The sequence below is a fragment of the Streptomyces sp. NBC_00435 genome (assembly GCF_036014235.1).
Lineage (GTDB): Bacteria > Actinomycetota > Actinomycetes > Streptomycetales > Streptomycetaceae > Streptomyces.
Map to the genome: position 1 here is coordinate 3,803,711 of NZ_CP107924.1, position 26,496 is coordinate 3,830,206.

A 26,496-nucleotide genomic window follows, 5' to 3' on the forward strand; every position below is an offset into this window, starting at 1 on the left:
GCGGTCCGTGCGCGAGCCCCCGCTCCGCTCACGCCGATGTCTTGATGCCCTCCAGGAAGGGCTCCACCGCCTCGCGCCAGGCCGTCGGGTGGTCGTAGTGGAGGTAGTGGCCGGCGTCGGGGATCTCGGCGTACTGGCCGGCCGGGAGGACCCGGACCATTTCCTGGGCCTCGGCGCGGCCGAGCTCGCCGTCCAGGCCGCGGACGACCAGTGTCGGGCAGCGGACCTGGGCGAGCTCCTCCCAGTGCGCGTCGTGGACCCATGTCTCCCGCGCGGTCAGCATCTGACGGCGCGAGAACAGCGGCCGCCAGCCGTCGTCGGCCTCGTGCATCACCTCGGCGAAGAACTCACCCCGGCCGGGGTCCGGGCGCTCCACCCGCGGGTCGTCCTCGCCGAACCAGCGCCGCGCGGCGTCCTGCGTGGGGAACGGCAGCGGCCAGCGCCGGAACCACTCCTCCCACTCCTGCTGCGAGGCCTCCCCGAGCGCGGAGGCCCGCATGTCGCAGATGACCAGGGCCGCTACGAGATCGGGGCGGCGGGCCGCGAGCTGCCAGGCGGTGAGGGCGCCCATGGAGTGGCCGATCAGGGTCACGGGGGCGAGGCCGAGCTGCTCGACGGCGGCCTCGGCATCGGCCACGAAGGCCTCACGGCCGTACGGGACGGAGCTGCCGGGGCTGCCGGGACCGTCCGGCGGACGGTCGCTCTGGCCGTGGCCGCGCTGGTCGAGGGCGACGACCCGGCGGCTCTCAGCGAGCCAGCGGGCGGTGCCGGCCCAGTGGAAGGCACGGCCCATCAAGCCGTGGAGTAAGAGGGCCGCGGGCTCACCGGTCGGCGAAGCTCCGGAGGCCGAAGCGCCGGACGGCGAAGCTCCGGACGGCGGGGGTCCGGACCGCGTCGGCGACGGCACCGTGGCCGTGGCCGCATCGCGGAACTCCCAGGCCGCCAGGCGTACGCCGTCGGCCCCTGTCACATCGAGGCGTCGTACCACCGCAGATGCACCCCCTTCGCTCCCGGCCACAGTATCGAACCCGCATTCGAAAACGGGGTTCTCGCCGCCAACACCGCTCGTTCGAGTGACCTTGCTCAAGGATTGGCCGCCGCTGCCGATGGAGATCCTTTCAACAGGGAGGCGGGCCACTCGGGGAAGACGGTCCGAAGGGGTGACCTTGAGAGCTCGGGGCTCCAGGTCGAACAGGGGAGGACCGGTCCCGGCGCCGCGAGGCGCCGGGACCATCCACACAGCCGGGACCATCCATACAGACCCCCACCGGCCCACATCGACCGACACGGGCCGGATTGGCCCGTACCGGCGACCCGATCGAACGGACGTACGTCAGCGCTTCGCCACGAACACGTGGGAGGCGATGTCCGGGTCCAGCTCCGCGGCCTCGCCCCCACTGCCGACCAGCACACCACCGGGCGACTCGGTCACGCTCACGACCGAGCCGGGCTGCACGCCCGCCCGCCGGAGCGTGTACATCAGCTGCGCGTCCGTCTGGATCGGCTCCCCGATCCGGCGGATCACGACGGTCTTGCCCTCCGTGCCGGGGTCGAGCTCCGAGAGGCTGACCATGCCCTCCTCCAGGAACGGATCGGCCTCGGCCTTCTCGCCCAGCTCCTCAAGCCCCGGGATCGGGTTCCCGTAGGGCGACTCGGTCGGGTGACGCAGCAGCTCCAGCACCCGCCGCTCCACCGCCTCGCTCATCACGTGCTCCCAGCGGCAGGCCTCGGCGTGCACCTGCTCCCACTCCAGACCGATGACGTCGACGAGCAGACACTCCGCGAGACGGTGCTTGCGCATCACCCGCGTCGCCAGCCGGCGCCCCTCCTCGGTCAGCTCCAGGTGGCGGTCGCTCGCGACGGACACCAGGCCGTCGCGCTCCATCCGCGCCACCGTCTGGCTCACCGTCGGCCCGCTCTGGTCGAGCCGCTCGGCGATGCGGGCGCGCATGGGGACCACACCTTCCTCTTCCAGCTCGAGGATGGTGCGGAGATACATCTCCGTGGTATCGATCAGTCCGGACATTCGTGCCCCTCGGATTGCGTGCGCTGGCCCTGCCCCCAATTCTGACTCATCGCGCCGACAACCGTCCCGTGTAGACGTCAAGGGCTCTTCCGGACTGCTTGGAAACCTGCCCCCACAGCTCCCTCCCGCCTCTCTTTGCGCCTGCCTCCGGGCCTTTCGCCCCTTGGATTGACGTCCGTATTGACACGCCCTTGGTCCAGACCGCACGGTGAGCGGCGGACACGGACGACAACCTCACCCACTCCCACCCCGGAAGGCCATCGGCGTATGAGCGAGAGCAAGCTGGCCGGTCAGTTCTTCGACGCCGCGATCGGCCTGCTGGAGCGGGTGAGGGACGAGGAGTCCGCACGCATCGGTGAGGCCGGCAACGTCATCGCCGACGCCGTCGCCGCGGGGAACAAGCTCTTCGCCTTCGGCGCCGGACACTCCTCGCTCCCCGCTCAGGACGTCGTCTACCGGGCCGGCGGACTCGCCCTGATGAACTTCCTCGCAGTCCCCGGCACCGCGGGCATCGACGTCATGCCGGCCACCCTCGGCAGCGCCCTGGAGCGCGTCGACGGCCTCGCCGGAGCGGTTCTGGACAGCAGCCCGGCCAGTGACGGCGACGTCCTCGTGATCATCTCCCTCTCCGGACGCAACGCGCTGCCGGTCGAGATGGCCATGAACGCCCGCGCGATCGGCCTCAAGGTCATCGGCGTGACCTCGGTGGCCTACGCGACCGGCACAAAGTCCCGCCACGTCTCCGGGACCTTCCTCAAGGACCATTGCGACATCGTCCTCGACAGCAAGATCGCGGTCGGCGACGCCGAGCTCACCCTCGACGGGATCGAAGCCCCCTTCGCCCCCGCTTCCACCGTCGTGACCAGCGCGATCATGCAGGCGGTCATGGCCGCCGCGGCCGGCGAACTCGCCGCCCGCGGAGTCGAGCCGCCGCTCCTGCGCTCGGGCAACGTCGACGGCGGCCACGAGTGGAACGGCCGGGTCATGCAGGAGTACGGCGACCGGATCTTCTTCCGCCACTAGGGCCTGTCGTCCCTCCGCTCCCGGCCCGCCAGGTCCAGGTCCGCCGCCACGCGGGCCGCCACCTCCTCCGCGTACTCCGCGTCCGCGCGCTCGAAGGCGGGCCGCGACGGGCCGCGCAGGAAGGTCAGGACCCCCAGGCTCCCGCCCCGGCTGCGCAGCACCGTGCACAGGGCGTGCACCGAGCCCTCGGGCCAGCGCCGGACCCCCGCCCAGTCCCCTCCGCCCTGCCCCGGCGGTGTGCTGGTCCGCACCGACCCGGACCGCTCCAGCGCCTGCAGCGCCGGATGCCCGGCGGCGTAGCGCACCGGGAGCGCCCCGGGCTCCGGCAGCCCGGGCACGCCCGGCGGGAACGCCGCGAGGCGCAGCAGCCGCGGGCGCCGGGGTTCTCGTACGGGCTCCCGTACGAGGTCCCGTACGGGCTCGTCCAGTACGTCGAGCAGCGCGTGCTCGGCGAAGCCCGCCAGGGCGAACTCCAGCCGTACGGCCGCCGCCTCCGCCGGGTCCCCGCACTCGGCGGCGGCCCGCCCGGCCCGGTACAGCTGATGGCAGCGGAACCGCAGTTGTGCCGCGTCCAGCTGCGCCTGCCGCGCCTCGGTGACGTCCTGGAACAGCAGACCGACCCCGAGCGGTACGGGTTCCTCCGCGAGCGGCGACGCCAGGCGCAGGAACCCGCACCGCCAGCACCGCCGCAGCACGCCCTCGGGGGTGCGCACGGACACCCACAGCTCCACGGGCTCCGGGGGCGCGCCCTCGGCCAGTACGTGCTGCAGCGCTTCCTCCAGGTCCTCCACACCCTGGGCCAGCAGCTCCCCCAGGGGCCGCCCGAGCAGCACGGTGCGGCCGGAGCCGAAGGCCCGGGCGGCGTGCGCGTTGACGACGGCCGGGCGCAGGTCCACGTCGAGGAGCACGACGCCCCAGGAGGCGTCCTCCATCAGCGCTTCGCTCAGCGCGATGGAACGTTCCAGGTCGATCTGCGCGTGCACCTCGCTGAAGGCGCAGTACACCCCGGCCGGTTTCCCGCCGGCGCCCGGCACCCCGGCGGACTGGGTCCGTACGAGGACCCGCCCGCCGTCCTTGGTCAGCAGCGCGAACTCGTGCACCTGCCGCCCCGGCACCTCTTGCGCGGCCATGAGTCTGTCCTGTACGTCCTGCGCGTCGGCGGACCGTACGGCCCACCCCGCGAACCCCTTGCGCCCCACGGCCTCGCCCGCGGACCACCCCAGGATCCGCTCGGCCTCGCGGTTCCAGTGGGTGATCACGCCGTCGGAGTCGAACGCGCACAGAGCGGCGTCCATCCCGTCGAGCAGCGCTGCGAGCAGATCGTCGGCGGTCTCACTACGCCCGGAAGCAGTCACCTGGACCCCCTGCAGGTGTTCGCGTGTGCGGCACGTCACGCAATTGAACTGGAACGTGACGCAGCCCACACCCGCTTCCCGCAATCCTCCCGGTTTGTCCCGGACCTGGGGTCGCGGCAGCCGAGGAGCCGACGCACAGCAGGACGGCTCCGAGGTCCGCTGCGGGAGGGGAACAGCTTCAGCCGCATCACGAGAGCCGGGAGCTCGCGCACGTCGGATTCAAGATCCGCGCGTTCCTCCTGGAGGCCGTGATCGCCCAACTCCGCGGGCCCCTCCAAGACGTCGCGGTCCGGTCGAGCGGCCAGCACCGCATCACTACGTTGACCAGCCGTTTCGATGTCTCCTATCGGCATCTGCGGATGCTCCGGAGAGCCGATGGATTCACCTACGGATTCACCCCCGAAATTGAGTTGAGCGGCGATCGAGGTGGTGCCTACAGTGGCAGCACACTGAAAGGAGGTGGTTGCCGCAATGTACGGAAACCGGACGCGTGAGGTGGCTGCGGGCTAAAGCGCCCGTTGTCGCACGCACCCAGTGCGGTGCCCGGCGGAGTCGCCGGCGCCAATCCCAAGCAGTCACCCGACCCGCGGGCTCGCCGGTACGTCCGGCCGGCTTCTCCCACTGCAGGGGAGAGACCCGAGCCCGCGGGTCGTCTGCGCCCGCGCCGCCCGCGCCGCCCGCGCTACGGGCAGAGGCGCTCCACCCGCCACTTCTCGGCTTCCAGGACATACTTCAGGCGGTCGTGCAGGCGGTTCTCGTGGCCCTGCCAGAACTCCACCGCGTCCGGGACCACCCGGATGCCGCCCCACTGCGGCGGGACCGGGACCTGTTCGCCTTCCGGGTAGCGGGCCTCCAGCTCCGCGTAGCGGCGGTCCAACTCCTCGCGGGAGGAGATCACCGCCGACTGTTCGCTGGCCCAGGCGCCCAGCTGGGAGCCGTGGGGGCGGGAGCGGAAGTACGCCGCCGTCTCGTCGCGGCCGATGCGGGAGGCCGTGCCCGTCACGATGACCTGGCGGGCGACGGGGTGCCAGGGGAACAGCAGGGAGACGTAGGGGTTGGCGGCGATCTCGCGGCCCTTGCGGGACTCGTAGTTCGTGAAGAAGACGAATCCGCGCTCGTCGAACTGCTTCAGGAGTACCGTGCGCGAGCTGGGGCGGCCGCCGGGGGTCGCGGTCGAGACGACCATCGCGTTGGGCTCGAAGACGTTCGCCCCGGCGACATCCTCGAACCAGCGGGCGAACTGGCCCATCGGCTCCTCGGCGAGGCTCTCCTCGGCGACGAGGTGGGAGCGGTACTGCTTGCGCATGACGGCGGGGTCAAGGTGCTGATCGGTCACCGGGCCATCCTGCCGCAGCCTGGCGCCGAGGAGTGTGCCGTATGTCACGCTTCCCGTCGCCATGGGGAACGGACAAAATCTTGGGGCCGGTCCGACGGTCCCACACGGATGACCATCGGCCGTGCCGGGCATCAACGGGGATGACCGCGCCGGACCGCGAATCACGCCGGGAGCCGCGCGTGTTCGCACTATCTGAGGAGCCGCCTGATGTCCGACTTCGTACCCGGGCTCGAAGGAGTCGTCGCGTTCGAAACGGAGATCGCCGAACCCGACAAGGAGGGTGGATCCCTCCGCTATCGAGGTGTCGACATCGAAGACCTCGTGGGCCACGTCTCCTTCGGGAACGTCTGGGGTCTGCTGGTCGACGGTGCCTTCAACCCCGGCCTCCCGGCCGCCGAGCCCTTCCCCATCCCGGTGCACTCCGGTGACATCCGGGTCGACGTACAGTCCGCGCTCGCCATGCTCGCCCCCGTGTGGGGTCTGAAACCGCTGCTCGACATCGACGAGCGGACCGCCCGCGACGACCTGGCGCGGGCCGCCGTGATGGCGCTGTCGTACGTCGCCCAGTCCGCCCGCGGCCAGGGCCTGCCGATGGTCCCGCAGAGCGAGATCGACAAGGCCGGGTCCGTGGTGGAGCGGTTCATGATCCGCTGGCGGGGCGAGCCCGACCCGAAGCACGTCAAGGCCGTCGACGCGTACTGGACCTCGGCCGCCGAGCACGGGATGAACGCGTCCACGTTCACCGCGCGCGTCATCGCGTCCACGGGCGCGGACGTCGCCGCCGCGCTGTCGGGCGCCGTCGGTGCCATGTCCGGGCCGCTGCACGGCGGGGCTCCCTCCCGGGTGCTCGGCATGATCGAGGAGATCGAGCGCAGCGGCGACGCCGTGGCGTACGTGAAGAAGGCACTCGACAAGGGCGAGCGCCTGATGGGCTTCGGGCACCGCGTGTACCGCGCCGAGGACCCCCGGGCGCGCGTGCTGCGGCGCACGGCCAAGGAGCTGGACGCCCCGCGCTACGAGGTGGCCGCCGCGCTGGAGAAGGCCGCCCTGGAGGAGCTGCACGCGCGCCGTCCCGACCGGGTGCTGGCGACGAACGTGGAGTTCTGGGCCGCGATCATGCTGGACTTCGCGGAGGTCCCGGCGCACATGTTCACCTCGATGTTCACGTGCGCCCGTACCGCCGGCTGGTCGGCGCACATCCTGGAGCAGAAGCGCACCGGCCGGCTGGTCCGTCCCTCGGCCCGCTACATCGGGCCCGGGGTGCGCAACCCGCGCGAGATCGCCGGCTACGCCGACATGGCCGAGACCGCCTGACCGCGCCGACGCACTGCCGTACCGATGTACCGGCTGCCACCGCACAGGGCCGCCACGAGTGCCGGGCGCCGCATCCCTCCGGGGGTGCGGCGCCCTTCGCGTCCCCGGGGCCGGCCGCGGGGCCGGGCTCAGCCCAGGGCCGCGTCCAGGATCCGGGCCCACTGGGCCACCACACGGGCCCGGCGGGCGGTGTCGTCGGTGATGACGTTGGCCAGGCCCAGACCTCGGGCCATGTCGAGCAGACCCTGCACCGTCTCGCGTACGCCCGGTACGGACTCGTCGGCGCCCAGCAGCTCCACCGCGATGCGGTGGGTCTCGCGGCCCACCCGAGCCTCCAGCTCGGCCACCCGGGGCCGCAGCTGCTCCTCGTGGGAGGCGGCCACCCACAGCTGGAGGGCGGCCCGGAACATCGGGCCGGTGTACATGTCGATCAGCGCCTCGACCACGTCGACGCGGGCCGCCTCGGCCGCGCCGTGCGGGAACAGGTCCAGGAGCGCGGTCGAGCGCTGCTCGGCCATGTACTCGACGGCCGCCGTGAACAGCTCCTCGCGGGTGCGGAAGTGGTGCTGGGCGGCCCCGCGCGAGACGCCCGCGCGCTCCGCGACCACGGCCACGGTGGATCCGGCCCAGCCCTGTTCCGCCAGGCAGGAGACGGCCGCCTCCAGGAGGTGGCGGCGGGTGACGCGGCTGCGGGCCTGCTTGGGGCCGCTCGGGCCGGCCGTCGTGGTCAGCGGAGCCATGACGGGTCCCGGCGCTCGAAGCGGGCTCTGATGCCCTCGCGGGCTTCGGCGGAGGCGAAGTGGTGGGCGGACAGCTCCGCGAGCGCGGCTCCGTCCTGTTCCAGGGCGGCCCGTACCGGGGCGGTGAGCAGCTGCTTCGTCGCGGCCAGCGCCTGGGGGCCGGCCTTGCGCAGGCCTTCGAGTACGGGCTCCAGGACCTTGTCGATGTCCTCGCCGTCCTTGGCGTGCAGCGTGAGCAGACCGATCCGGGTGGCCTCGGCGGCGTCGAAGGCCTCGGCGGTCAGGAAGTAGCGGGCGGCGGCGCGCGGGTCCAGGCGCGGGAGCAGCGGCGCGGAGATGACGGCCGGGACGACACCGAGGTGGGTCTCGGTGAAGGCGTACGTGGACGTGGGCCCGGCGGCGGCGATGTCGCAGACGCCGAGCAGTCCGAGACCGCCCGCGCGGACGTGGCCGGTGACGCGGGCGGCCACGGGCTTGGGGAGTTCGGCGATCTCCCTCAGCAGGGCCAGGAAGTCGGCCGGGTCGCAGGGGGACTTGAGGTCGGCGCCCGCGCAGAAGGTGTTGCCGGTGTGGGTGAGGACCACCGCGGCCGTGCCCGGGTCGGCGGCCGCGGTGGCGAGCGCCGCGCGGAGTTCTGCGACCAAGGCTGCGGAGAGGGCGTTGCGGTTGGCCGGGGAGTCGAGGGTGAGCGTGGTGACGCCGGTCGCTCGCGCGGCGTGGACCAGTGGGGGCATGTCTCCTCCGGAGGGGGTGTTCGGTCGGGCGGGATCCCCTCCGGGGAGGGTATGCGGGCCGCCCGCGGCCGGGGCCCGCCGGGTACCGCTGCGCGGGGCGGCCGCGCGCAGCGGCCGCGCGCGGCGGGACCGGGCATCGGGGGCGGTCAGTAGGACTTGGGCAGACCCAGGGTCTGGTGGGAGACGAAGTTGAGGATCATCTCCCGGCTGACGGGGGCGATGCGGGCCACCCGGGAGGCGACGATCAGCGCGGCGAGGCCGTACTCGCGGGTCAGGCCGTTGCCGCCCAGGGTGTGGACGGACTGGTCCACCGCCCGCACGCAGGCTTCACCGGCGGCGTACTTGGCCATGTTCGCGGCCTCGCCCGCGCCCATGTCGTCGCCCGCGTCGTAGAGGTGGGCCGCCTTCTGCATCATCAGACGGGCCAGCTCCAGCTCGATGTGGGACTGGGCCAGGGGGTGGGCGACGGCCTGGTGGGCGCCGATGGGCGTCTTCCAGACCTGGCGGGTCCTCGCGTAGTCGACGGCCTTGGCCAGGGCGTAGCGGCCCATGCCGATGGCGAAGGCGGCCGTCATGATCCGTTCCGGATTGAGGCCGGCGAAGAGCTGGAGGAGCCCCGCGTCCTCGTCGCCGACCAGCGCCGAGCTGGGCAGCCGCACCTCGTCCAGGACCAGTTCGAACTGCTTCTCCGCCGCCTGGAGTTCCATGTCGATCGGCGTGCGGGAGAAGCCGGCGGCGTCGCGGGGGACCATGAACAGGCAGGGCTTCAGACTCCCCGTACGGGAGTCCTCCGTGCGGCCGACTATGAGGGTGGCGTCGGCGATGTCCACGCCGGAGATGAAGACCTTTCGGCCGGTCAGGATCCAGTCGTCGCCGTCGCGGCGGGCGGTGGTGGTGATGCGGTGGGAGTTGGAGCCGGCGTCGGGTTCGGTGATGCCGAAGGCCATCGTCCGGCTGCCGTCGGCTAGACCGGGGAGCCAGTCCCGCTTCTGGGCTTCGGTGCCGAAGCGGGAGATGACGGTGCCGCAGATGGCGGGTGAGACCACCATCATGAGCAGGGGGCAGCCCGCGGCCCCGAGTTCTTCGAGGACGATGGAGAGTTCGGCGATGCCGCCGCCTCCGCCGCCGTACTCCTCGGGGAGGTTGACCCCGAGGTAGCCGAGTTTCCCGGCGTCCGCCCAGAGCTCGTCGGGGTGGCCGCCCTCCCGGGCCACACGCGCGAGGTACTCGCGGCCGTACTTCTGGCCCAGGGCGGCGACCGCCGCCCTCAGGGCCTTGTGTTCTTCGGTTTCGAGGTTGTTGGTGCCGGGGGTGGGGCTCATGCTTCCTCCTGGACTACTGCGAGCAGGGCGCCGAATTCGACCTGTTGGCCGGTGACGGCGTGGAGCGCGGTGAGCGTGCCGGAGGCGGGCGCGAGGATGCGGTGTTCCATCTTCATGGCCTCCAGCCAGAGCAGTGGCTGCCCGGCGGTGACGGTGGCCCCGGGGGCGAGGCCCTCGGCGACGCGGACGACGGTGCCGGGCATGGGTGCCAGCAGGGAGCCCGGTTCGGTGCGGTCCTGGGGGTCCGCGAACCGGGGGACGGGGATCAGGGTGTGGGCGCCGAGGGTGGAGTCGACGTAGGTCTCGGGCGGCGTGTTCGATTTTTGTTTCACGTGGAACACGCGCCGGACGCGGTCGACTTCGAGGACTACCAGGTGCCGTGCGGCGGACAGGATGCGAACACCGGGATGGTCCACGGGTTCCGGGAAGCCGCCGCGGGCCCGGTGGTAACGGACCTCGTGCTCCGTGCCGGCCACCGTGTAGCGGCGGCTCTGTGGCTGGGAGCGCAGGTTGCGCCAGCCGCCGAGCCGGGTGGCGAGCGGGGCGTCCGGGGCGGGGGCCGCCTCGGCCAGGGCCGCGGCCAGCGCGGAGAGCGCGGGGGCCGGGTCGTCCGGGTCGGCCTCGGTGAGGGCGGGCAGGTGGCGCTCGTAGAAGCCGGTGTCGAGCAGTCCGGCCGTGAACTCCGGGTGCCGCAGGGACCGTACGAGGAGCTCGCGGTTGGTGGTCAGCCCGTGGATCCGGGCTCCGGCCAGGGCGTGGGCGAGGGCGCGGACGGCCTCGGCGCGGGTCGGGGCGTACGCGACGACCTTGGCGAGCATGGGGTCGTAGTGGACGGAGACGGTGTCCCCGTCGGTGAATCCGGTGTCCACGCGGACCTCCCCGGGGACGGCGAGGGTGTGCAGGGTCCCGGTCTGCGGGCGCCAGTCCTGGGCCGGGTCCTCGGCGTACAGACGGGCCTCGACGGCGTGCCCGGCGGGCTGCGGCGGGGACAGGGGCAGGGCCGTGCCCTCGGCGATCCGCAGCTGCAGTGCGACGAGGTCGAGCCCGAAGACCGCCTCGGTGACGGGGTGTTCCACCTGGAGGCGGGTGTTCATCTCCAGGAAGTACGGGCGGCCGTCGGCGGTGACGAGGAACTCGACCGTGCCCGCGCCCTCGTAGGAGACCGCGCGCGCGGCGGCTACGGCGGCCTCGTGGAGGGCCGTGCGCAGGGCCTCGGGCAGGCCGGGGGCAGGGGCTTCCTCGATGACCTTCTGGTGGCGGCGCTGGAGGGAGCAGTCCCGGGTGCCCAGCGCCCAGACGGTGCCGTGGGAGTCGGCGAGGATCTGCACCTCGACGTGGCGTGCGCGCTCCACGTAGGGCTCCGCGAAGACCTCGCCGTCCCCGAAGGCGGACAGGGCTTCGGCGGACGCGGCTTCGAGGTCCTCCTTGAGGGAGTCCAGGTCTCGGACCACGCGCATGCCGCGCCCGCCGCCGCCCGCCGCCGCCTTGAGGAGCAGCGGGAGGTCGGCGGCGGTGGCCGCGTGCGGGTCCACCGGGTCAAGCAGCGGGACCCCGGCGGCGCGCATCAGCTCCTTGGCCCGGGTCTTGGAGGCCATGGCCTCCATGGCCTCGGGCGGCGGGCCGACCCAGGTGAGTCCGGCGGCCAGGACCGCGCGGGCGAAGTCGGCGTTCTCGGAGAGGAATCCGTAGCCCGGGTGGACGGCGTCGGCGCCCGCGGCGAGGGCGGCCCGGACCAGCAGGTCGCCACGCAGGTAGGTGTCCGCGGGGGCCGCGCCGGGCAGCCGTACGGCCGTGTCGGCCTCGCGGACGTGCAGGGCCCCGGCGTCGGGGTCGGAGTGCACGGCGACGGTGGCCAGGCCCAGCGCGCGGGCGGTGCGCAGGACGCGGACGGCGATCTCACCGCGGTTGGCGACGAGGAGGGAGGTCAGGTTCGTCATGTGCGGGCTCACATCCGGAAGACGCCGAAGCCGCCACGGGCGCCCTCGACAGGGGCGTTGTGGACGGCCGACAGGCACAGGCCGAGGACGGTGCGGGTGTCGCGGGGGTCGATGACCCCGTCGTCGTACAGCCGCCCGGACAGGAACATCGGCAGGGACTCGGACTCGATCTGCGCCTCCACGAAGGCGCGCATCCCCGCATCGGCCTCTTCGTCGTAGGGCTGCCCCTTCGCGGCGGCGGACTGGCGGGACACGATGGAGAGCACTCCGGCGAGCTGGGCGGGGCCCATGACGGCGGACTTGGCGCTGGGCCAGGCGAAGAGGAAGCGGGGCTCGTAGGCGCGGCCGCACATGCCGTAGTGGCCGGCGCCGTAGCTGGCGCCGATCAGGACGGAGAGATGGGGGACGCGGGAGTTGGAGACCGCGTTGATCATCATCGAGCCGTGTTTGATGATGCCGCCCTGCTCGTACTCCTTGCCGACCATGTAGCCGGTGGTGTTGTGGAGGAAGAGGAGCGGGATGTCGCGCTGGTTGGCGAGCTGGATGAACTGGGCGGCCTTCTGCGATTCCGCGCTGAACAGCACCCCCTGGGCGTTGGCGAGGATGCCGACCGGGTAGCCGTGGAGGGTGGCCCAGCCGGTGACCAGGCTGGTGCCGTAGAGGGGCTTGAACTCGTCGAAGTCGGAGGCGTCGACGATGCGGGCGATGACCTCGCGGGGATCGAAGGGCGTTTTGAGGTCGGCGGGGACGATGCCGAGGAGTTCCTCAGGGTCGTGGAGGGGTTCCTCGGCCCGGGGCGGATCGGCCTGCGGCTTGCGATGGTTGAGGCGGGCGACCACGCGGCGGGCCTGGCGGATGGCGTCGTACTCGTCGAGGGCGAAGTAGTCGGCGAGCCCCGAGGTCCGGGCGTGCATGTCGGCTCCGCCGAGGGATTCGTCGTCGCTCTCCTCGCCGGTGGCCATCTTGACGAGCGGCGGACCGCCGAGGAACACCTTGGAGCGATCCTTGATCATGATGGTGTGGTCGGACATGCCGGGGACGTACGCGCCTCCGGCCGTGGAGTTGCCGAAGACCACGGCGACGGTCGGGATGCCCTCCGCCGAGAGCCGGGTGATGTCGCGGAAGATCGCGCCGCCCGGGATGAAGATCTCCTTCTGCGAGGGGAGATCGGCGCCGCCGGACTCGACGAGGCTGATGCAGGGGAGCCGGTTCTGGCGGGCGATCTCGTTGGCGCGCAGGGCCTTCTTGAGCGTCCAGGGGTTGGAGGCGCCACCGCGGACGGTGGGGTCGTTGGCCGTCACCAGGCATTCGACGCCCTCGACCGTGCCGATGCCGGTGACCATCGAGGCGCCGACCGGGTAGTCGCTGCCCCAGGCGGCGAGCGGGGACAGCTCCAGGAAGGGGGTGTCCGGGTCGAGGAGCAACTCGATGCGTTCCCGGGCGAGGAGCTTGCCGCGGGCCCTGTGGCGGGCGGTGTACTTCTCGCCGCCGCCTTCGAGGGCGGCGGCGTGCGCGGAGTCGAGCTCGGCGAGGCGTTCCAGTGCGGCGGTACGGGCCTTCGCGTGCTCGGGGGCGAGCGGGTCGACAGCGGACTTGAGGCGGGTCACGGGGTCCCCTCCTGGGTGGTGGCCTCGGGGAGCGGGTCCCCTCCGGGGTGGTGGGGGTGGGCCGGGGCGGTGGCTTCGGCGGTGGCCTGGGCGGCGGGCTGATGGAGCAGGGCTACCGGGACTTCGATGTGGCGGGAGCGGAGCCACTCGCCGAGGGCCTTTGCCTGGGGGTCGAAGCGGTGGCCGGAGGCCACGCCGTCGCCGAGGATGCGGGTGACGGTGAAGTTGAGGGAGCGGAGGTTGGGGAGTACGTGACGGGTCACTTCCAGTGGGGCCGTCTCCGGGAGCAGTTCCTTGAAGGTGCCGACGGTGAGGGTGTCGCGGAGCCACTCCCAGGCGGGGGCCGTCTCGGCCCACACTCCGACGTTGGCGTCGCCGCCCTTGTCGCCGCTACGGGCCCCCACCAGCCGGCCGAGCGGCACCCGTCGGGTCGGCCCCGCGGGGCTTTCCCCCGCCCCGCCCCTTCCCGGAACCGGTGGCTCGGCTCCCGGACCGCCGGCGTTCGTGTGGGAGCCCACGCCGGCCACATGCAGCCCCGCCGGCGATGGAGACGGCCCCTCAGCACCGTCGGCGACCGAGGCGAGGGTCCGGGCGATGCCCGGGGAACGGGGGAAGGGCGGGGAGGGGGCCTGCCCGGCCGGGTCCGCGGCCATCAGCGGGTCCGCGGCCATGTGCGGGTCCACGGCCACGTGCAGGTCCGCACGCATCGGCAGGTCCGCCCGCATCGGCAGGCGGGTGCCGTCCGGGAGGACTGCCGTGTGGGGAACCTCCGCGGTGGGGACCGCGGTCGCGGCGAAGACCCCGTACGGCTGGGCCGGGGCGGGTGGGGCCGTGACGTGGAAGCCCGGGTAGCTGGCGAGGGCCAGCTCGATCGCCGCCGAGGTCAGGGCGCGGCCGACCCGGTCGGGGGACGGGTCCCGGACCACCAGGCGGAGCAGCGCGCTCGCCGTCTCCTCCGTGTGCGCGTCCTCGTGGTCCGTCCTCGACAGGGTCCAGGCGACGGACGCCACCGGGGAGAGCAGCGAGGCCAACTGGGACTGGACCAGCGCTGACTTCGCCTCGATGTCCAGGCCCGTGAGGACGAAGACCACCTCGTTGCGCCAGCCGCCGATCCTGGTGACGCCCACCTTCAGGGTCCCGGGCGGGGGCTCCCCCAGGACTCCCGAGATCCGGACCCGGTCCGGAGCCGCCGCGGTCAGCCGCACCGTGTCCAGGCGGGCCGTCACGTCGGGGCCCAGGTAGCGGGCGCCCTGGGTTTCGTAGAGGAGTTGAGCCGTGACCGTGCCGACCGAGACCACCCCGCCCGTGCCCGGGTGCTTCGTGATGACCGAGGAGCCGTCCTCCGCGATCTCCGCGAGCGGGAAGCCCGGCCGGGACACGTCGTGCCGGGTGAAGAAGGCGTAGTTGCCGCCGGTCGCCTGCGTGCCGCACTCCAGCACGTGGCCGGCCACCACCGCTCCCGCCAGCCGGTCGTGGTCGTCCGGCGCCCAGTCGAACCACCACGCCGCCGGCCCGCTGACCAGGGCCGCGTCCGTGACCCGGCCGGTCACCACCACGTCCGCGCCCGCCCGCAGGCAGGCGGTGACGCCGGCGCCGCCGAGGTAGGCGTTCGCGGTGAGCGCGTCCTGTCCGTACGGCATCCCGTACGGCATCAGGTCGTCGCCCTCCACGTGCGCGACGGTGACGGGGACGGACAGCTTCGCGGCCAGCGCCCGTACCGCGCCGGCGAGTCCGGCCGGGTTCAGTCCGCCCGCGTTCGCGACGATCCGCACGCCCCGCTCGTGGGCGAGGCCGAGACACTCCTCCAGCTGGCGCAGGAAGGTTTTGGCATAGCCGGCCTCCGGGTTCTTCAACCGGTCGCGGCCCAGGATCAGCATGGTCAGCTCGGCCAGATAGTCCCCGGTCAGCACGTCCAGGGGGCCGTCCGTCAGCATCTCGCGGAAGGCCGCGGACCGGTCCCCGTAGAAGCCCGACGCGTTGCCGATCCGCAGCGGGCGCCGGGTCATCGGGACTCCCCCGGCGCACGCCCCGGGCCCGCGGGGCCCGCGAAGGCCTGGGCGATGTCGAGCCAGCGGTCGGCCTCGGGGCCGGACGCCGTCAGGGCCAGGTCGGCGCGGTGCGCGCGTTGGGTGACCAGCAGGCAGAAGTCCAGTGCCGGGCCGGTGACCCGCTGCGGCGCGTCCTCGGGGCCGTACGTCCACACCTCGGCGGAGGCGCCCGGAGCGCCCGGAGCGCCCGGAGCCGTCAGCTCCACCCGGAACTCCCCCGCGGGCGCCGCCAGGCCCCGTACCGCGTACGCGTAGTCGCGCGCCCGCACCCCGATCCGCGCCACGTGCCGCAGCCGGGCCGTCGGGACGCGGCGCACGCCGAGTGCGTCTGCCACGTCCTGGCCGTGCGCCCAGGTCTCCATCAGCCGGGCGCTCGCCATCGACGCGGCCTTCATCGGCGGCCCGTACCAGGGGAACCTGGCATCGGGCGCGGCCGCGGCGAGGGCCCCGTCCAGGGCGGCGCGGCCGGCCCGCCAGCGGGCCAGCAGCTCGGCGGGGTCCAGCACGGCCCCCTCCTCGGCGCCCGCGTCGACGAAGGAGTCGGGAGCCTTCGCGGCCTCCTCGACCAGAACCGCGAACGCGACGGCGTCGGTGAGGGCGAGCAGCGAGGCCCGGTCGGTCCAGTGCAGGTGGGCGATCTGGTGGGCGACGCTCCAGCCGGGCGCGGGCGTGGGCCCCGCCCAGCCGGCGGCGGGCAACTCCGCTACCAGGGAGTCGAGTTCGGCGCCCTCCTCATGGAGATCGGCGAAAACGGCGACTGCGGACGGATCGGGCACGGGTGCGCTCCCCTTCTCGGCGTGAGGGGAAGCGTGGCAGCCCGAACCAAAACAATCAAGCATGCTTGCATTATTTTCCGAAACGTCGAACTCTCCCGTCTGCATGGCGATTTGAGGGACCTTCGCCACCCGGACCGGGGCTTGCGCGGGGTGCGTGCTCACGGTGAGGATCGACCCCGTGAGCAAGGACAGCGAGGGGACGGGGACGGGGACGGGGACGGGGACCGGCGCCGGCGCCCGTACGGTCAAGGGCGTGATGTTCGACTTCTCCGGGACCCTCTTCCGCGTCGAGCCCACCGAGGACTGGCTGCGCGCCGTGGTGGCGGACATCGGACTCGACCTGCCCGAGGCCGAGCTCACGGCCTGTGCCGCCCGGCTGGAAGAGGCCGGCGCCCTGCCCGGCGGGGCACCGCCCCGGCGGCTGCCGTCCCGCCTGGAGGCGCGGTGGCGGGAGCGCGACCTGAGCCCCGAACAGCACCGGGCCGTCTACACCGCCCTCGCCCGGGAGGCCTCGCTGCCCTCGGAGGAGCTGGTCGACGCCCTGTACGACCGCCACTTCACCCCGGCGGCCTGGCGGCCCTACCCCGACACCGCGTCCACGCTCGGCGCCCTGCGCGAGCGGGGCGTCCCGGTCGCCGTCGTCAGCAACATCGGCTGGGACCTGCGCCCCGTCTTCCGCGCCCACGGCTTCGACCACCTCGTCGACGCCTACCTGCTCTCCTTCGAACACGGGGTCCAGAAGCCCGGTCCCGGGCTCTTCCGGGCCGCCTGCGACGCGATCGGCCGGGCGCCCGCGGAGGTGCTCATGGTCGGCGACGACGACGTCGCGGACGCGGGGGCCGCCGCGCTGGGATGCCGGGTCGTACTGGTCGAGCACCTGCCCGTCGGGCAGCGGCCGAGCGGACTGGGCAGGGTGCTGGAGCTGCTCTGACGCGGGGCGCGGCCGCGGGTCTCCGCGGCTACGGGACTACTCGGCCACCCGCCTCCGGGCCGACGCCCGGGATCAGTCGTCGGCGCCGGCAGCCGCCGCGCGGCTGAAGTCCATCGTCCAGTTGTGGACCCAGCTCGTGCCCCCGTCGGCCGAGAAGAACTGCTCCCAGCGCGGGGAGTCCGTGTCCGTGCGCGACCACACGAACCGCACCAGGACCGCCTTGCCGTCGTACGTGTCCTCGCCCTCGAAGACGCCCGTGCCCGGGGCCGGGCCGAAGCTTCCGGCGACGGGCGGGAAGAGGGTCCCGGTCCGGCGGCTAGCCCAGTTCAGGGTCCACTGCTCGCGCTCGGGGTCGTAGAGCCGCAGCGTCAGTCCCGCGAACCCCTTCGTCGGGAACTCGATCTCGTCGAAGCTCGCGCCGCCGTCGAAGTGGCGGGTGGCCCGGGACACCGCCGGGAACTCCTCCCACCCGCTGTCCGCGTCGAGGAAGTCGACGAGCCAGCGGTTGGACACGTCCCAGATGCCGACGAGGAAGTCGAAACCGAAGCCGAAGCCGTTCATGTGCGCTCTCCCCAAGTGTTCTCCGTGCTGATGGGGGAACCGTAGGAGCACTCCACTGACATCCTGTGTCAGTGGAGTGCGCATGAAGTCAAGCCGACTGCTCTCGATCCTGCTCCTGCTCCAGACCAGGGGCCGGATGACCGCCGCCGAGCTCGCCGGGGAGCTGGAGGTGTCGGTCCGTACGGTCTACCGCGACGCGGAGGCGCTGGCCGCCACCGGTGTCCCGCTGTACGGCGATGCCGGCCACAGCGGCGGCTACCAACTCCTCGACGGCTACCGCACCCGCCTCACCGGCCTGGTACCGGGCGAGGCCGAGGCCCTGTTCCTCACCTCGATGCCCGGTCCGGCCGCCGAACTCGGCCTCGGCCGGGCCCTGTCCACGGCCCAGCTGAAACTGCGCGCGGCCCTGCCCGCGGAACTGCGTGCGCAGGCCGACCGGATGCGGCTGCGGTTCCACCTGGACGCGCCCGGCTGGTACGCGGAGCACGAGGAGACCCCGCACCTGGGGCGGATCGCGGACGCGGTGTGGCGGGGGCGGGTGATCGAAGTCCGCTACCGCCGATGGAAGGCCCCCCACGAGGTGCACCGGCACCTGGCCCCCTACGGCCTGGTCCTGAAGGCGGGGCGCTGGTACCTGGTCGCGGGGACGGCGGAGCCGCCGGAGGCAGTGGGTTCGGCGGACTCTGCCGGAGCAGGGGCCGCGGGGCCTACGAGGGGCGCGGCGGCGGGTGGGGCGGCAGCGCTCTCCGGTCCGTACACCTACCGGGTCGACCAGGTCCTGTCGGTACGGGAGACGGGCGGGGAATGCGTACTCCCGGAGGGCTTCGAGCTGGCCGCCCACTGGCGGCGGACCCAGGCGGAGTTCCACGAGCGGCTGCACCCGGAGGAGGCAGAGGTACGGGTGTCCGCGCGCGGGGCGGCCCGGCTGACCGGCGCGCAGGCGAAGGCCCTGGTGGCCACCGGGATCCCGGACCCCGATCTGCCCGGGTGGACGCGGGCGGTACTGCCGATCGAGTCGCAGGCGCACGCGGAGGCCCAGTTCCTGGAGCTGGGCACCGAGGCGGAAGTGCTCTCCCCGCTCCCGCTGCGCCGCCGCATCGGCACGGCCGCCGCCACGACTGCGGCCCGGTACGGGGCGCTGCCGGCCGGGGCCGGGCAGGGCCCCGAGACGCTCCCGGCACCGGCCGGAACCGGATTCGGAACGGGAACGGGAACCCAGGCCTGACCCGCGACCCGTGACCCGCGCCCCGGCCCGGCCCGGCCCGGCGCGCATGCCCCGCCGCGCCCCGCGGGACCGGCCGGGCCGGGTCCGTGATCGCTCGGAAACGGGCCTGGGGCGCGGCTTCGGACGTCGTCGAGACGCGGCCGTGGTCGAGGGGTTCCCTCCGCCACCGCGGGCTGGAATGCTCCGCGCATGACATCTCCTCGGATGTACTTCGCGACCGCCGCGCTGAGCACCCTCGCACTGGGCGTGGTCATGGCGAGCGGCTGGGGCGCGGGCCACCCGGACGGGGACTCCGCCGGGACCGGCGCCGGCTCCGCGCCCGCCGCCCGATCCTCGGACTGGCCGACGGCGGCCACCCACGTCGAGGCGAACGTCCAGCACGCGGACACGGCACCGCACACGAACAGCGACGTCATCTGGAACTGAACGTCCTCAAGGGGCAGGCGCTGTCGCGCTTCACCCGCCAGCGGCTGCTCGTCCTCACGGCAAGCCGACCGGGGAGAAGCTGGCGGCGCCCGCCGACTCCGGCCGACTCACCCGGGCCGTCGACCGCACGTAGCCGCTGAGCGAGGTGCCCGAGGCCGTCCGGTACCTGGAGCGGGAGCACGCCGGGACGCCCGCGGCCGCGACGGGCATCCCGGGCGGGCCGCTACGAGCGCGCCCCGGCCCGGCCCCTCAGACCGGGGGCTCCACCGCCCGGGCGCGCCGCCCCTGGCGGGTCTGCGAGCGGACCGCGCCGATGCTCGCCGTGATGACCAGCGCGATCGCCGCCGCGTCGAGCGCCGACATCGCCTGGTTCAGTACCAGGAAGCCCGCCGTCGCCGCGATGGCCGGCTCCAGGCTCATCAGGATCGCGAAGGTCGGTGCCGGCAGCCTGCGCAGGGCCAGCAGCTCCAGCGTGTAGGGCAGCACCGAGGACAGCACCGCCACGCCGAGTCCGAGTGCCAGCGTGCTCGGGAGCAGCAGCGCCGAGCCCGCCTCGATCACGCCGAGGGGGAGCGAGAGCACGGCGGCCACGGCCATCGCCAGCGCCAGCCCGTCCGCCTGCGGGAACCGGCGCCCGGTCCGTGCGTTGAAGACGATGTACGCCGCCCACATGCCGCCCGCGCCGAGCGCGAAGGCCGCGCCCAGCGGATCGAGTCCGCCGAGGCCGCCGCCGCCGTGGGTGGACAGCAGGACCACGCCGGCCAGCGCCAGACCGGCCCACAGCAGGTTCATCAGGCGGCGCGAGACGGCGACGGACAGCACGAGCGGGCCGAGCACCTCCAGGGTGACGGCGGGGCCGAGCGGGATGCGTTCGATGGCCTGGTAGAAGAGGCCGTTCATGCCGGCCATGGTCACGCCGAACCACACCACGGTCATCCAGTCGGAACGGGAGTGCCCGCGCACCTTGGGCCGGCAGACGAGCAGCAGGACGAGCGCGGCCGCCGCGAGCCGCAGCGTGACCACTCCCGCCGCGCCGGCCCTCGGCATCAGCATGACCGCGAGGGCCGCACCGAACTGCACCGAGACGCCCGCCGTGACCACCAGTGCGACGGGGCCGAAGCGCGCCCGGAAGGAGCCGTCCACGGATGCGGATGCGGGTGCGGGTGCGGGTGCGGGTGCGGGTGCGGATCCGGCCGTGGTCACAGGCGCGGCCGAGGTCGCGGGCGCCGTCGGGGGTGCGGTCGTAGGTGCGGGGGAGGTGGGTGCGGCCATTTATCCAGATTAGGCGCTAGGTAAGGACCGTGCGTCCGTGTTTTGCCTTACATCCGGTTACGTCCGGGGTGGCTGCCCCCCGGCCGGGGCTTCGGGCAGGGCCTCGGCCAGTACCTCCGCCAGGTGGCGGGCCCGGCCGCCGGCCAGCTGCGCGATCTGGGTCCGGCAGGAGAATCCGTCCGCCAGGACCTCGGTGCCAGGGGCGGCCGCGCGCAGCGACGGCAGGAGCTGTTCCTCGGCGCAGGCCACGGAGACCTCGTGGTGGCCCGGCTCGAACCCGAAGTTCCCCGCGAGGCCGCAGCAGCCGCCGCTGAGCTCACCGGTGAGCCCGGCGCGCTCGCGGAGCCGCCGGTCCGGGGCGTCGCCGAGGACGGCGTGCTGGTGGCAGTGGGTCTGGCCGGTGACCGGCCGGTCGAGGCGGGGTGGCTGCCAGTGCGGGGCGTACTCCTCCAGGGTCTCGGCGAAGGTACGGACGGCGGCGGCGAGGCGGTGCGCGCGCGGGTCCTCCGGGAGGAGGGCGGGCAGATCGGTGCGGAGCGCCGCCGCGCAGCTCGGTTCGAGGACGGTGACGGGTCCCCGCGGGTCGCCCACGGCGTCCAGGGTGCGGCGCAGGACCCTGCGGGCGCGGTCGAGACGGCCGGTGGAGACGTACGTCAGCCCGCAGCAGACGGGGCCGCCGGCGGGGAGTACGGGCTCCAGCCCGGCGGCCCGCAGCACGCGGACGGCCGCGTGGCCGGCCTCGGGGGCGAGGTGCTCCGTGAATGTGTCCGGCCACACCGTGACAACGGCCCCGGGCGCGCCCCCCGACCCGGCCCCGGGCTCCAGCCCCGGCGGCCCCTGCGGGGTGCTCTCCCCTACCCGCCCTTCCACCGTCCCCCGGGACCGCGCCCCGGACCCCCTGGGGCTCCGCCCCGGACCCGTGGTGCGCGCCCCGGGACGGCCCCAGCCCCCGGTGAAGGGCCTCGGCGCCAGCTTCGGCAGGGGCCGGGCGGGCTCGAGGCCGGGGACGCGCAGGAAGCGGGACAGGAGGTTCAGCGGGCGGGCCAGTCTCAGCGCGGCCACCGCCCTCAGCAGCGCCGGCAGGCCGCCCAGGACGTAGTGGGACAGCGGGCGCAGCCGGCCGGACCAGTGGCGGTGGAGGAACTCCGCCTTGTACGCGGCCATGTCCACGCCCACCGGGCAGTCGCTGCGGCACCCCTTGCAGCCCAGGCACAGGTCCAGCGCCTCGGCGACCTCCGCCGAGCGCCAGCCGTCCGTCACGATCTCCCCGGCCAGCATCTCGTGCAGCAGCCGCGCCCGGCCGCGCGTGGAGTGCCGCTCCTCCCCCGTGGCCCGGTACGACGGGCACATCACCCCCGGCCCGCCGACTTCCGCGGACCGGCACTTCGCCACTCCCACGCAGCGGGCGACCTCCGCGGCGAAGTCCGAGGACGGCAGCACCGCGAAGCGGAGGTTCTCGTCCAGGCGCGCCGGGCGGACCAGGATCCCGGGGTTCATGCCGCCCGCCGGATCCCACACCCGCTTGTAGGACTCGAAGAGCGCGATCACCTGGGGTCCGTACATCCGCGGCAGCAGCTCCGCCCGCGCCTGCCCGTCCCCGTGCTCCCCCGAGAGCGAGCCGCCGTGCGCGACCACCAGGTCGGCCAGGTCCGAGGAGAAGGAGCGGAAGCGCGCCACGCCTCCCGCCGTCACCAGGTCGAAGTCGATGCGGACGTGCACGCAGCCCTCGCCGAAGTGGCCGTACGGGGATCCGCGCAGCCCGTGTGCGGCCAGCAGGGCCCGGAACTCCCGCAGGTAGCCGCCGAGCCTCGCGGGCGGGACCGCGCAGTCCTCCCACCCGGGCCAGGCCATCGCCCCGTCGGGCATCCGCGTGGCCGTGCCAGCCGCGTCCTCGCGGATCCGCCACAGCGCCCGTTGCTCCGCCGGATCCGTGATCAGCAGGCTGTCGACCGCGTCGCAGGACCGCAGGAGCGGACGCGCCGCGCCCTCGTCCCGCATCTCCACGAACAGCCAGGCACCGCCCCTCGGCAGTCCCGGCGCGTTCCCCGGCCGGTCCCCGACCAGATCGGCCGCCATGCCCTCCACCGTCAGCGGACCGTGCCCCAGCAGGCCCGCCGCCGCGTCGGCCGCCGCGCTCTCGTCGGCGTACCCGAGCACCGCGAGCACCGGGGCGCGCGGAGTCTCCACCAGTCGTACGACCGCCTCGGTCACCACCCCGAGCGTGCCCTCGCTCCCGCAGAACGCCCGGGCGAGCTGCACACCCCGTTCGGGGAGGAGCGCGTCCAGGTCCCCGTAGCCCGAGATGCGCCGGGAGAAACCCCCGGCCATGCCGGTGCGCAGGACCGCGAGGTTCGCCGCCACCAGCTCCCGCAGCCCGGGCGGCGCACCCGTCCAGCCGGTGGCCGCCCGGTACGAGGAGCCCCCGTACGCCGTGACCGCGAGCTCCGCCACGTTGTCGGCCGTGGTCCCCCAGGCCACGGAGTGGGCCCCGCACGCGTTGTTGCCGATCATCCCGCCGAGCGTGCAGCGGGAGTGCGTGGAGGGGTCCGGCCCGAAGGTCAGCCCGTGCGGGCGCGCCGCGTCCCGCAGCCGGTCGAGGACCAGGCCGGGCTGGACCACGGCGGTCCGGGAACCGGGGTCGAGGCAGACCAGGGCGTTCATGTGGCGGGTCAGGTCCAGGACCACCCCGGTCCCGGTGGCCTGGCCGGCGATGGAGGTGCCGCCGCCGCGCGGGACGACCGGGACGCCCGCCCGCGCGCACACCTCGAGCGCGGCGGCCACGTCCCCGGCGTCGCGCGGGGTGACCACGCCGAGGGGGACGCGGCGGTAGTTCGAGGCGTCCATGGTGGCCAGGGCCCGCGCGGCGGCACCGAAGTCCACCCCGCCGCGCAGGTTCGCCCGCAGTGTCCGTTCGAGTTCCCCGGGTGACGTCACACGGGACACCCTCCCACCCCCTGCCGCGACGCCGCGTCATCTCATCGGGTGGACGTGCGCGAGAGACCCGGACCCGGACCCGATACGCTCCGCTCGTGGCTGAGATCCAGATTCCCGCTGACATCAAGCCCGCCGACGGACGCTTCGGCGCGGGCCCCTCCAAGGTGCGGATCGAGGCGCTGGACGCCCTCGCCGCCACCGGTACCTCCCTGCTCGGAACATCACACCGCCAGGCCCCGGTCAAGAACCTGGTCGGCTCGGTGCGCCAGGGCCTCCGGGACCTCTTCTCCCTCCCCGAGGGCTACGAGGTGATCCTGGGCAACGGCGGCTCCACCGCCTTCTGGGACATCGCGACGGCCGGTCTCATCGAGCGGAAGTCGCAGCACCTCACCTTCGGTGAGTTCTCCTCCAAGTTCGCCTCGGCCGCGAAGTCCGCGCCGTGGCTGGACGCGCCGTCCGTGATCTCCTCCGAGCCGGGTACGCACCCGGAGCCGGTGGCGGAGGCGGGCGTGGACGTCTACGCGTACACCCACAACGAGACCTCGACGGGTGTGGCGGCGCCGATCAAGCGCGTCGCGGGCGCCGACGAGGGGGCACTCGTCCTGGTGGACGCGACCTCGGGCGCCGGCGGCCTGCCGGTGGACATCACCGAGACCGACGTCTACTACTTCGCCCCGCAGAAGTCCTTCGCCTCCGAAGGCGGCCTGTGGCTGGCGGCGTTCTCCCCGGCGGCCCTGGAGCGCGCGGCCCGCGTGCACGCCTCCGGCCGGCACATCCCGGAGTTCTTCTCGCTGCCGACGGCGATCGACAACTCGCTGAAGAACCAGACGTACAACACCCCGGCGCTCTCCACCCTGTTCCTGCTAAACGAGCAGCTGGAGTGGATGAACAGCCAGGGCGGCCTGGAGTTCACGACCGGGCGTACGGCGGCCAGCGCGGCCAACCTGTACGGCTGGGCGGAGGCGTCGAAGTACGCGAACCCGTTCGTCACGGACGCCGCCCAGCGTTCCGCCGTGATCGGCACGATCGACTTCTCGGACGACATCGACGCGGCCGCGGTCGCCAAGGTGCTGCGTGCCAACGGCATCGTGGACACCGAGCCCTACCGCAAGCTCGGCCGCAACCAGCTCCGTATCGCGATGTTCCCGGCGATCGACCCGGCGGACGTGCAGAAGCTGACCGCGTGCGTCGACTACGTCATCGAGAACCTCTGACCGTCGGACTCCCGACACGCTCCGGAGCCCCCGGTGACAGTTCGTCACCGGGGGCTCCGTCATTTGCCGGGGAAGTCCTGAAGGACCCCGGGACCTTGGTCCCAAAAATCGGGGCAAAGAGCCCGCAAACGGAAGATCCCGATCGGCCCCGCCGCCTGCGGTTTCCCCCGCCGGGACCTTCGGCAGGGGCCTCCCGCGGCCCCCGGAAGGGCCGCAACCAAGCACCCCAGGGTGTCCCTCATGTCTGGTGTGCCGGGAATGAACCCCGGCCCGTTCAGGAGGAACCCCATGCGCAAGGCACTCACCCTCTCGGCGATCGCCCTCGCCTCGTCGATGGCCCTGGCGGTCCCCACCGTCGCGTTCGCCGCCGATGCCACCCCCACGGCCTCGAGCAGCCCCAGCACCGCCCCCCACGCCGCGCCGGTGGCCCTGAAGCTGTCCACCTCCTCGGCCAAGCCGGGCGACTCCATCCAGCTCTCGATGGAGGTCCCGGACGGCTCGACGAACCTCTCCATCTCGTCCAAGGCCCTGGACGACGTGAAGATGACCGACGGCCGCGGCGCCACCGCCAAGGTCGCCGAGGTCCCCGCCGGCACCTACGGCGTCTCCCTCACCGGCACGGGCCCCAAGGGCGAGAAGCTCCAGGCCACCGCGGAGCTGACCGTCAAGTCCGACGCCCCGAAGCCGACGGAGTCCACGCTCAGCCTGTCCAAGGACAGCGGCAAGCCCGGTGACAAGATCCAGGTCACCATCAAGACGGCGCCGAACGAGAAGAGCGCGTTCATCACGTCCGACGCCTTCGGCGGCCAAGTCAACCTGAAGAACGACGGCAAGGGCGTCTGGACCGGCACCGCGGTCGTCTCCAAGAACGTCAAGTCCGGCTACTACGGCGTCGACGCCTTCGCGGGCGGCAAGAAGTTCGACACCGTGAAGTTCTCCACCGACGCCACCGGTACCCCGAAGCCGAAGCCGTCCCCGGTCACCCCGGACCAGCACAAGACCCCCAAGGGTTCCGTCAACACCGGCCAGGCCCCCCTCGGCTGGGTCCCCTCGGATGCCGCAGACAATGGCTGAGCAGTCCACTTCTGCCCGCGCCCCCCGCCGGAGCGGCCGCGCAGCGCGCGTGGCCGCCCTGGCGGGCGCGTCGGTCCTCACGGTCTGCCTCGCGACGGCCTGCTCCTCGGGCGGCGACGGCGCCACGGTCAAGAACAACCCGGCCGACGCCAAGGCCGCTTCGGTGCTGAAGCCCTCCGTCCCGGACCGCATCGTGATCCCGGACATCAAGGTCGACGCCCCGCTCGACACCGTCGGACTCGACGCCCAGGGCGTCATGCGGGAGCCCGACTTCGCCAAGCCCGAGGACGCGGCCTGGTACAAGGACGGCCCGACCCCCGGGGAGAAGGGCGCGGCCGCCATCGTCGGGCACATGGACACCCCCCGGACGCCCGAGGCCGTCTTCTACAACCTCAAGAAGCTGAAGAAGGACGAGAAGATCGAGGTCCACCGCGACGACGGCAGCACCGCCGTCTTCGAGGTCGACACGGTCGACACGTTCAAGAAGGACCGGTTCCCGACCGACAAGGTCTACGGGGACACCCACGGCAAGGCGGAGCTCCGCATCATCACCTGCGGCGGCGACCTCACCAAGGACCGCCACTGGGACGCCAACGTCGTGGTGTTCGCGCACCTCGTCGGACAGGAATAGCCCGACCCCT

The 26,496-nt window shown here is 73.3% G+C and carries 22 protein-coding genes; 8 read left to right on the plus strand and 14 right to left on the minus strand.

Going from position 1 to position 26,496, the window contains the following annotated elements:
* Nucleotides 1–28: 28 nt before the first annotated feature.
* Together OG389_RS17375 and OG389_RS17380 are read right to left on the minus strand one after the other, a co-directional pair.
* Nucleotides 29–988: an alpha/beta fold hydrolase gene (locus OG389_RS17375; RefSeq protein WP_328299411.1), complete on the minus strand. Its 960-nt coding sequence runs from the start codon at nucleotides 986–988 to the stop codon at nucleotides 29–31.
* A 345-nt stretch (nucleotides 989–1,333) separates the two neighbouring features.
* Nucleotides 1,334–2,026: a metal-dependent transcriptional regulator gene (locus OG389_RS17380; protein ID WP_328299412.1), complete on the minus strand. Its 693-nt coding sequence runs from the start codon at nucleotides 2,024–2,026 to the stop codon at nucleotides 1,334–1,336.
* A gap of 267 nt (nucleotides 2,027–2,293) precedes the next feature.
* On the opposite strand from OG389_RS17380, the gene OG389_RS17385 reads away from it, so the two are divergent.
* On the plus strand, nucleotides 2,294–3,049 hold the full coding sequence (locus OG389_RS17385) for an SIS domain-containing protein (RefSeq protein ID WP_328299413.1): 756 nt from the start codon (nucleotides 2,294–2,296) through the stop codon (nucleotides 3,047–3,049).
* Here OG389_RS17385 and OG389_RS17390 read toward each other — a convergent pair.
* The gene (locus OG389_RS17390; RefSeq protein WP_328299414.1) at nucleotides 3,046–4,404 is read right to left on the minus strand and encodes a PAS domain-containing protein; all 1,359 of its coding nucleotides are present in this window, start codon (nucleotides 4,402–4,404) and stop codon (nucleotides 3,046–3,048) included. The two genes, OG389_RS17385 and OG389_RS17390, sit on opposite strands and share 4 nt — an antisense overlap.
* Nucleotides 4,405–5,086: 682 nt before the next feature.
* Nucleotides 5,087–5,710 (minus strand): pyridoxamine 5'-phosphate oxidase, encoded by a 624-nt coding sequence (pdxH, locus tag OG389_RS17395; protein WP_328303859.1) that lies wholly within the window; start codon nucleotides 5,708–5,710, stop codon nucleotides 5,087–5,089.
* A gap of 237 nt (nucleotides 5,711–5,947) precedes the next feature.
* Here pdxH and OG389_RS17400 point away from each other — a divergent pair, with 237 nt between their 5' ends.
* Entirely contained in the window at nucleotides 5,948–7,054 is a 1,107-nt protein-coding gene (locus tag OG389_RS17400; protein ID WP_328299415.1) for a citrate synthase 2, read from the plus strand.
* A 128-nt stretch (nucleotides 7,055–7,182) separates the two neighbouring features.
* Here the strand turns inward: OG389_RS17400 and OG389_RS17405 are convergent, their stop codons facing one another.
* From OG389_RS17405 to OG389_RS17435, 7 genes are all read right to left on the minus strand, one after another.
* Nucleotides 7,183–7,794 (minus strand): TetR/AcrR family transcriptional regulator, encoded by a 612-nt coding sequence (locus OG389_RS17405; protein WP_328299416.1) that lies wholly within the window; start codon nucleotides 7,792–7,794, stop codon nucleotides 7,183–7,185.
* Complete coding sequence (locus tag OG389_RS17410) at nucleotides 7,782–8,528, minus strand: enoyl-CoA hydratase family protein (protein WP_328299417.1); 747 nt, start codon at nucleotides 8,526–8,528, stop codon at nucleotides 7,782–7,784. Before OG389_RS17410 ends, OG389_RS17405 begins: the two co-directional genes overlap by 13 nt.
* 146 nt (nucleotides 8,529–8,674) lie before the next feature.
* Nucleotides 8,675–9,850 (minus strand): acyl-CoA dehydrogenase family protein, encoded by a 1,176-nt coding sequence (locus OG389_RS17415; protein WP_328299418.1) that lies wholly within the window; start codon nucleotides 9,848–9,850, stop codon nucleotides 8,675–8,677.
* The gene (locus OG389_RS17420; RefSeq protein WP_328299419.1) at nucleotides 9,847–11,787 is read right to left on the minus strand and encodes an acetyl/propionyl/methylcrotonyl-CoA carboxylase subunit alpha; all 1,941 of its coding nucleotides are present in this window, start codon (nucleotides 11,785–11,787) and stop codon (nucleotides 9,847–9,849) included. The genes OG389_RS17415 and OG389_RS17420 overlap by 4 nt, the downstream gene beginning before the upstream one ends.
* A gap of 8 nt (nucleotides 11,788–11,795) precedes the next feature.
* Nucleotides 11,796–13,394 (minus strand): acyl-CoA carboxylase subunit beta, encoded by a 1,599-nt coding sequence (locus tag OG389_RS17425; RefSeq protein WP_328299420.1) that lies wholly within the window; start codon nucleotides 13,392–13,394, stop codon nucleotides 11,796–11,798.
* Nucleotides 13,391–15,400 (minus strand): acyclic terpene utilization AtuA family protein, encoded by a 2,010-nt coding sequence (locus OG389_RS17430; RefSeq protein ID WP_328299421.1) that lies wholly within the window; start codon nucleotides 15,398–15,400, stop codon nucleotides 13,391–13,393. The genes OG389_RS17425 and OG389_RS17430 overlap by 4 nt, the downstream gene beginning before the upstream one ends.
* Nucleotides 15,397–16,218, minus strand: coding sequence for a TIGR03084 family metal-binding protein (locus OG389_RS17435; RefSeq protein ID WP_328299422.1), 822 nt, complete (start codon nucleotides 16,216–16,218; stop codon nucleotides 15,397–15,399). The genes OG389_RS17430 and OG389_RS17435 overlap by 4 nt, the downstream gene beginning before the upstream one ends.
* A 256-nt stretch (nucleotides 16,219–16,474) precedes the next feature.
* Here OG389_RS17435 and OG389_RS17440 point away from each other — a divergent pair, with 256 nt between their 5' ends.
* Nucleotides 16,475–17,149 carry an HAD family hydrolase gene (locus OG389_RS17440; RefSeq protein WP_328303861.1) on the plus strand — a complete coding sequence of 225 codons (675 nt, stop codon included), beginning with the start codon at nucleotides 16,475–16,477 and terminating at the stop codon, nucleotides 17,147–17,149.
* Between the two features lie 72 nt (nucleotides 17,150–17,221).
* Here OG389_RS17440 and OG389_RS17445 read toward each other — a convergent pair whose 3' ends face one another.
* Complete coding sequence (locus tag OG389_RS17445) at nucleotides 17,222–17,710, minus strand: hypothetical protein (RefSeq protein ID WP_328299423.1); 489 nt, start codon at nucleotides 17,708–17,710, stop codon at nucleotides 17,222–17,224.
* 82 nt (nucleotides 17,711–17,792) lie between these two features.
* Here OG389_RS17445 and OG389_RS17450 point away from each other — a divergent pair, with 82 nt between their 5' ends.
* Entirely contained in the window at nucleotides 17,793–18,935 is a 1,143-nt protein-coding gene (locus OG389_RS17450) for a helix-turn-helix transcriptional regulator (protein ID WP_328299424.1), read from the plus strand.
* A gap of 189 nt (nucleotides 18,936–19,124) precedes the next feature.
* On the plus strand, nucleotides 19,125–19,361 hold the full coding sequence (locus OG389_RS17455; protein ID WP_328299425.1) for a hypothetical protein: 237 nt from the start codon (nucleotides 19,125–19,127) through the stop codon (nucleotides 19,359–19,361).
* A gap of 249 nt (nucleotides 19,362–19,610) precedes the next feature.
* On the opposite strand, the gene OG389_RS17460 is transcribed toward OG389_RS17455, so the two are convergent.
* Together OG389_RS17460 and OG389_RS17465 are read right to left on the minus strand one after the other, a co-directional pair.
* Nucleotides 19,611–20,633, minus strand: coding sequence for an EamA family transporter (locus tag OG389_RS17460; RefSeq protein WP_328299426.1), 1,023 nt, complete (start codon nucleotides 20,631–20,633; stop codon nucleotides 19,611–19,613).
* Nucleotides 20,634–20,690: 57 nt separating this feature from the next.
* On the minus strand, nucleotides 20,691–23,567 hold the full coding sequence (locus tag OG389_RS17465; protein ID WP_443059295.1) for an FAD-binding and (Fe-S)-binding domain-containing protein: 2,877 nt from the start codon (nucleotides 23,565–23,567) through the stop codon (nucleotides 20,691–20,693).
* Between the two features lie 95 nt (nucleotides 23,568–23,662).
* Here OG389_RS17465 and serC point away from each other — a divergent pair, with 95 nt between their 5' ends.
* The 3 genes from serC to OG389_RS17480 all read left to right on the plus strand — a co-directional run bounded on the left by serC (nucleotide 23,663) and on the right by OG389_RS17480 (nucleotide 26,486).
* Nucleotides 23,663–24,781 carry a phosphoserine transaminase gene (gene serC, locus OG389_RS17470; RefSeq protein WP_328299427.1) on the plus strand — a complete coding sequence of 373 codons (1,119 nt, stop codon included), beginning with the start codon at nucleotides 23,663–23,665 and terminating at the stop codon, nucleotides 24,779–24,781.
* Nucleotides 24,782–25,069: 288 nt separating this feature from the next.
* Nucleotides 25,070–25,855 (plus strand): hypothetical protein, encoded by a 786-nt coding sequence (locus OG389_RS17475; RefSeq protein WP_328299428.1) that lies wholly within the window; start codon nucleotides 25,070–25,072, stop codon nucleotides 25,853–25,855.
* Nucleotides 25,848–26,486 (plus strand): class F sortase, encoded by a 639-nt coding sequence (locus tag OG389_RS17480; protein WP_328299429.1) that lies wholly within the window; start codon nucleotides 25,848–25,850, stop codon nucleotides 26,484–26,486. The genes OG389_RS17475 and OG389_RS17480 overlap by 8 nt, the downstream gene beginning before the upstream one ends.
* Nucleotides 26,487–26,496 lie beyond the last annotated feature (10 nt).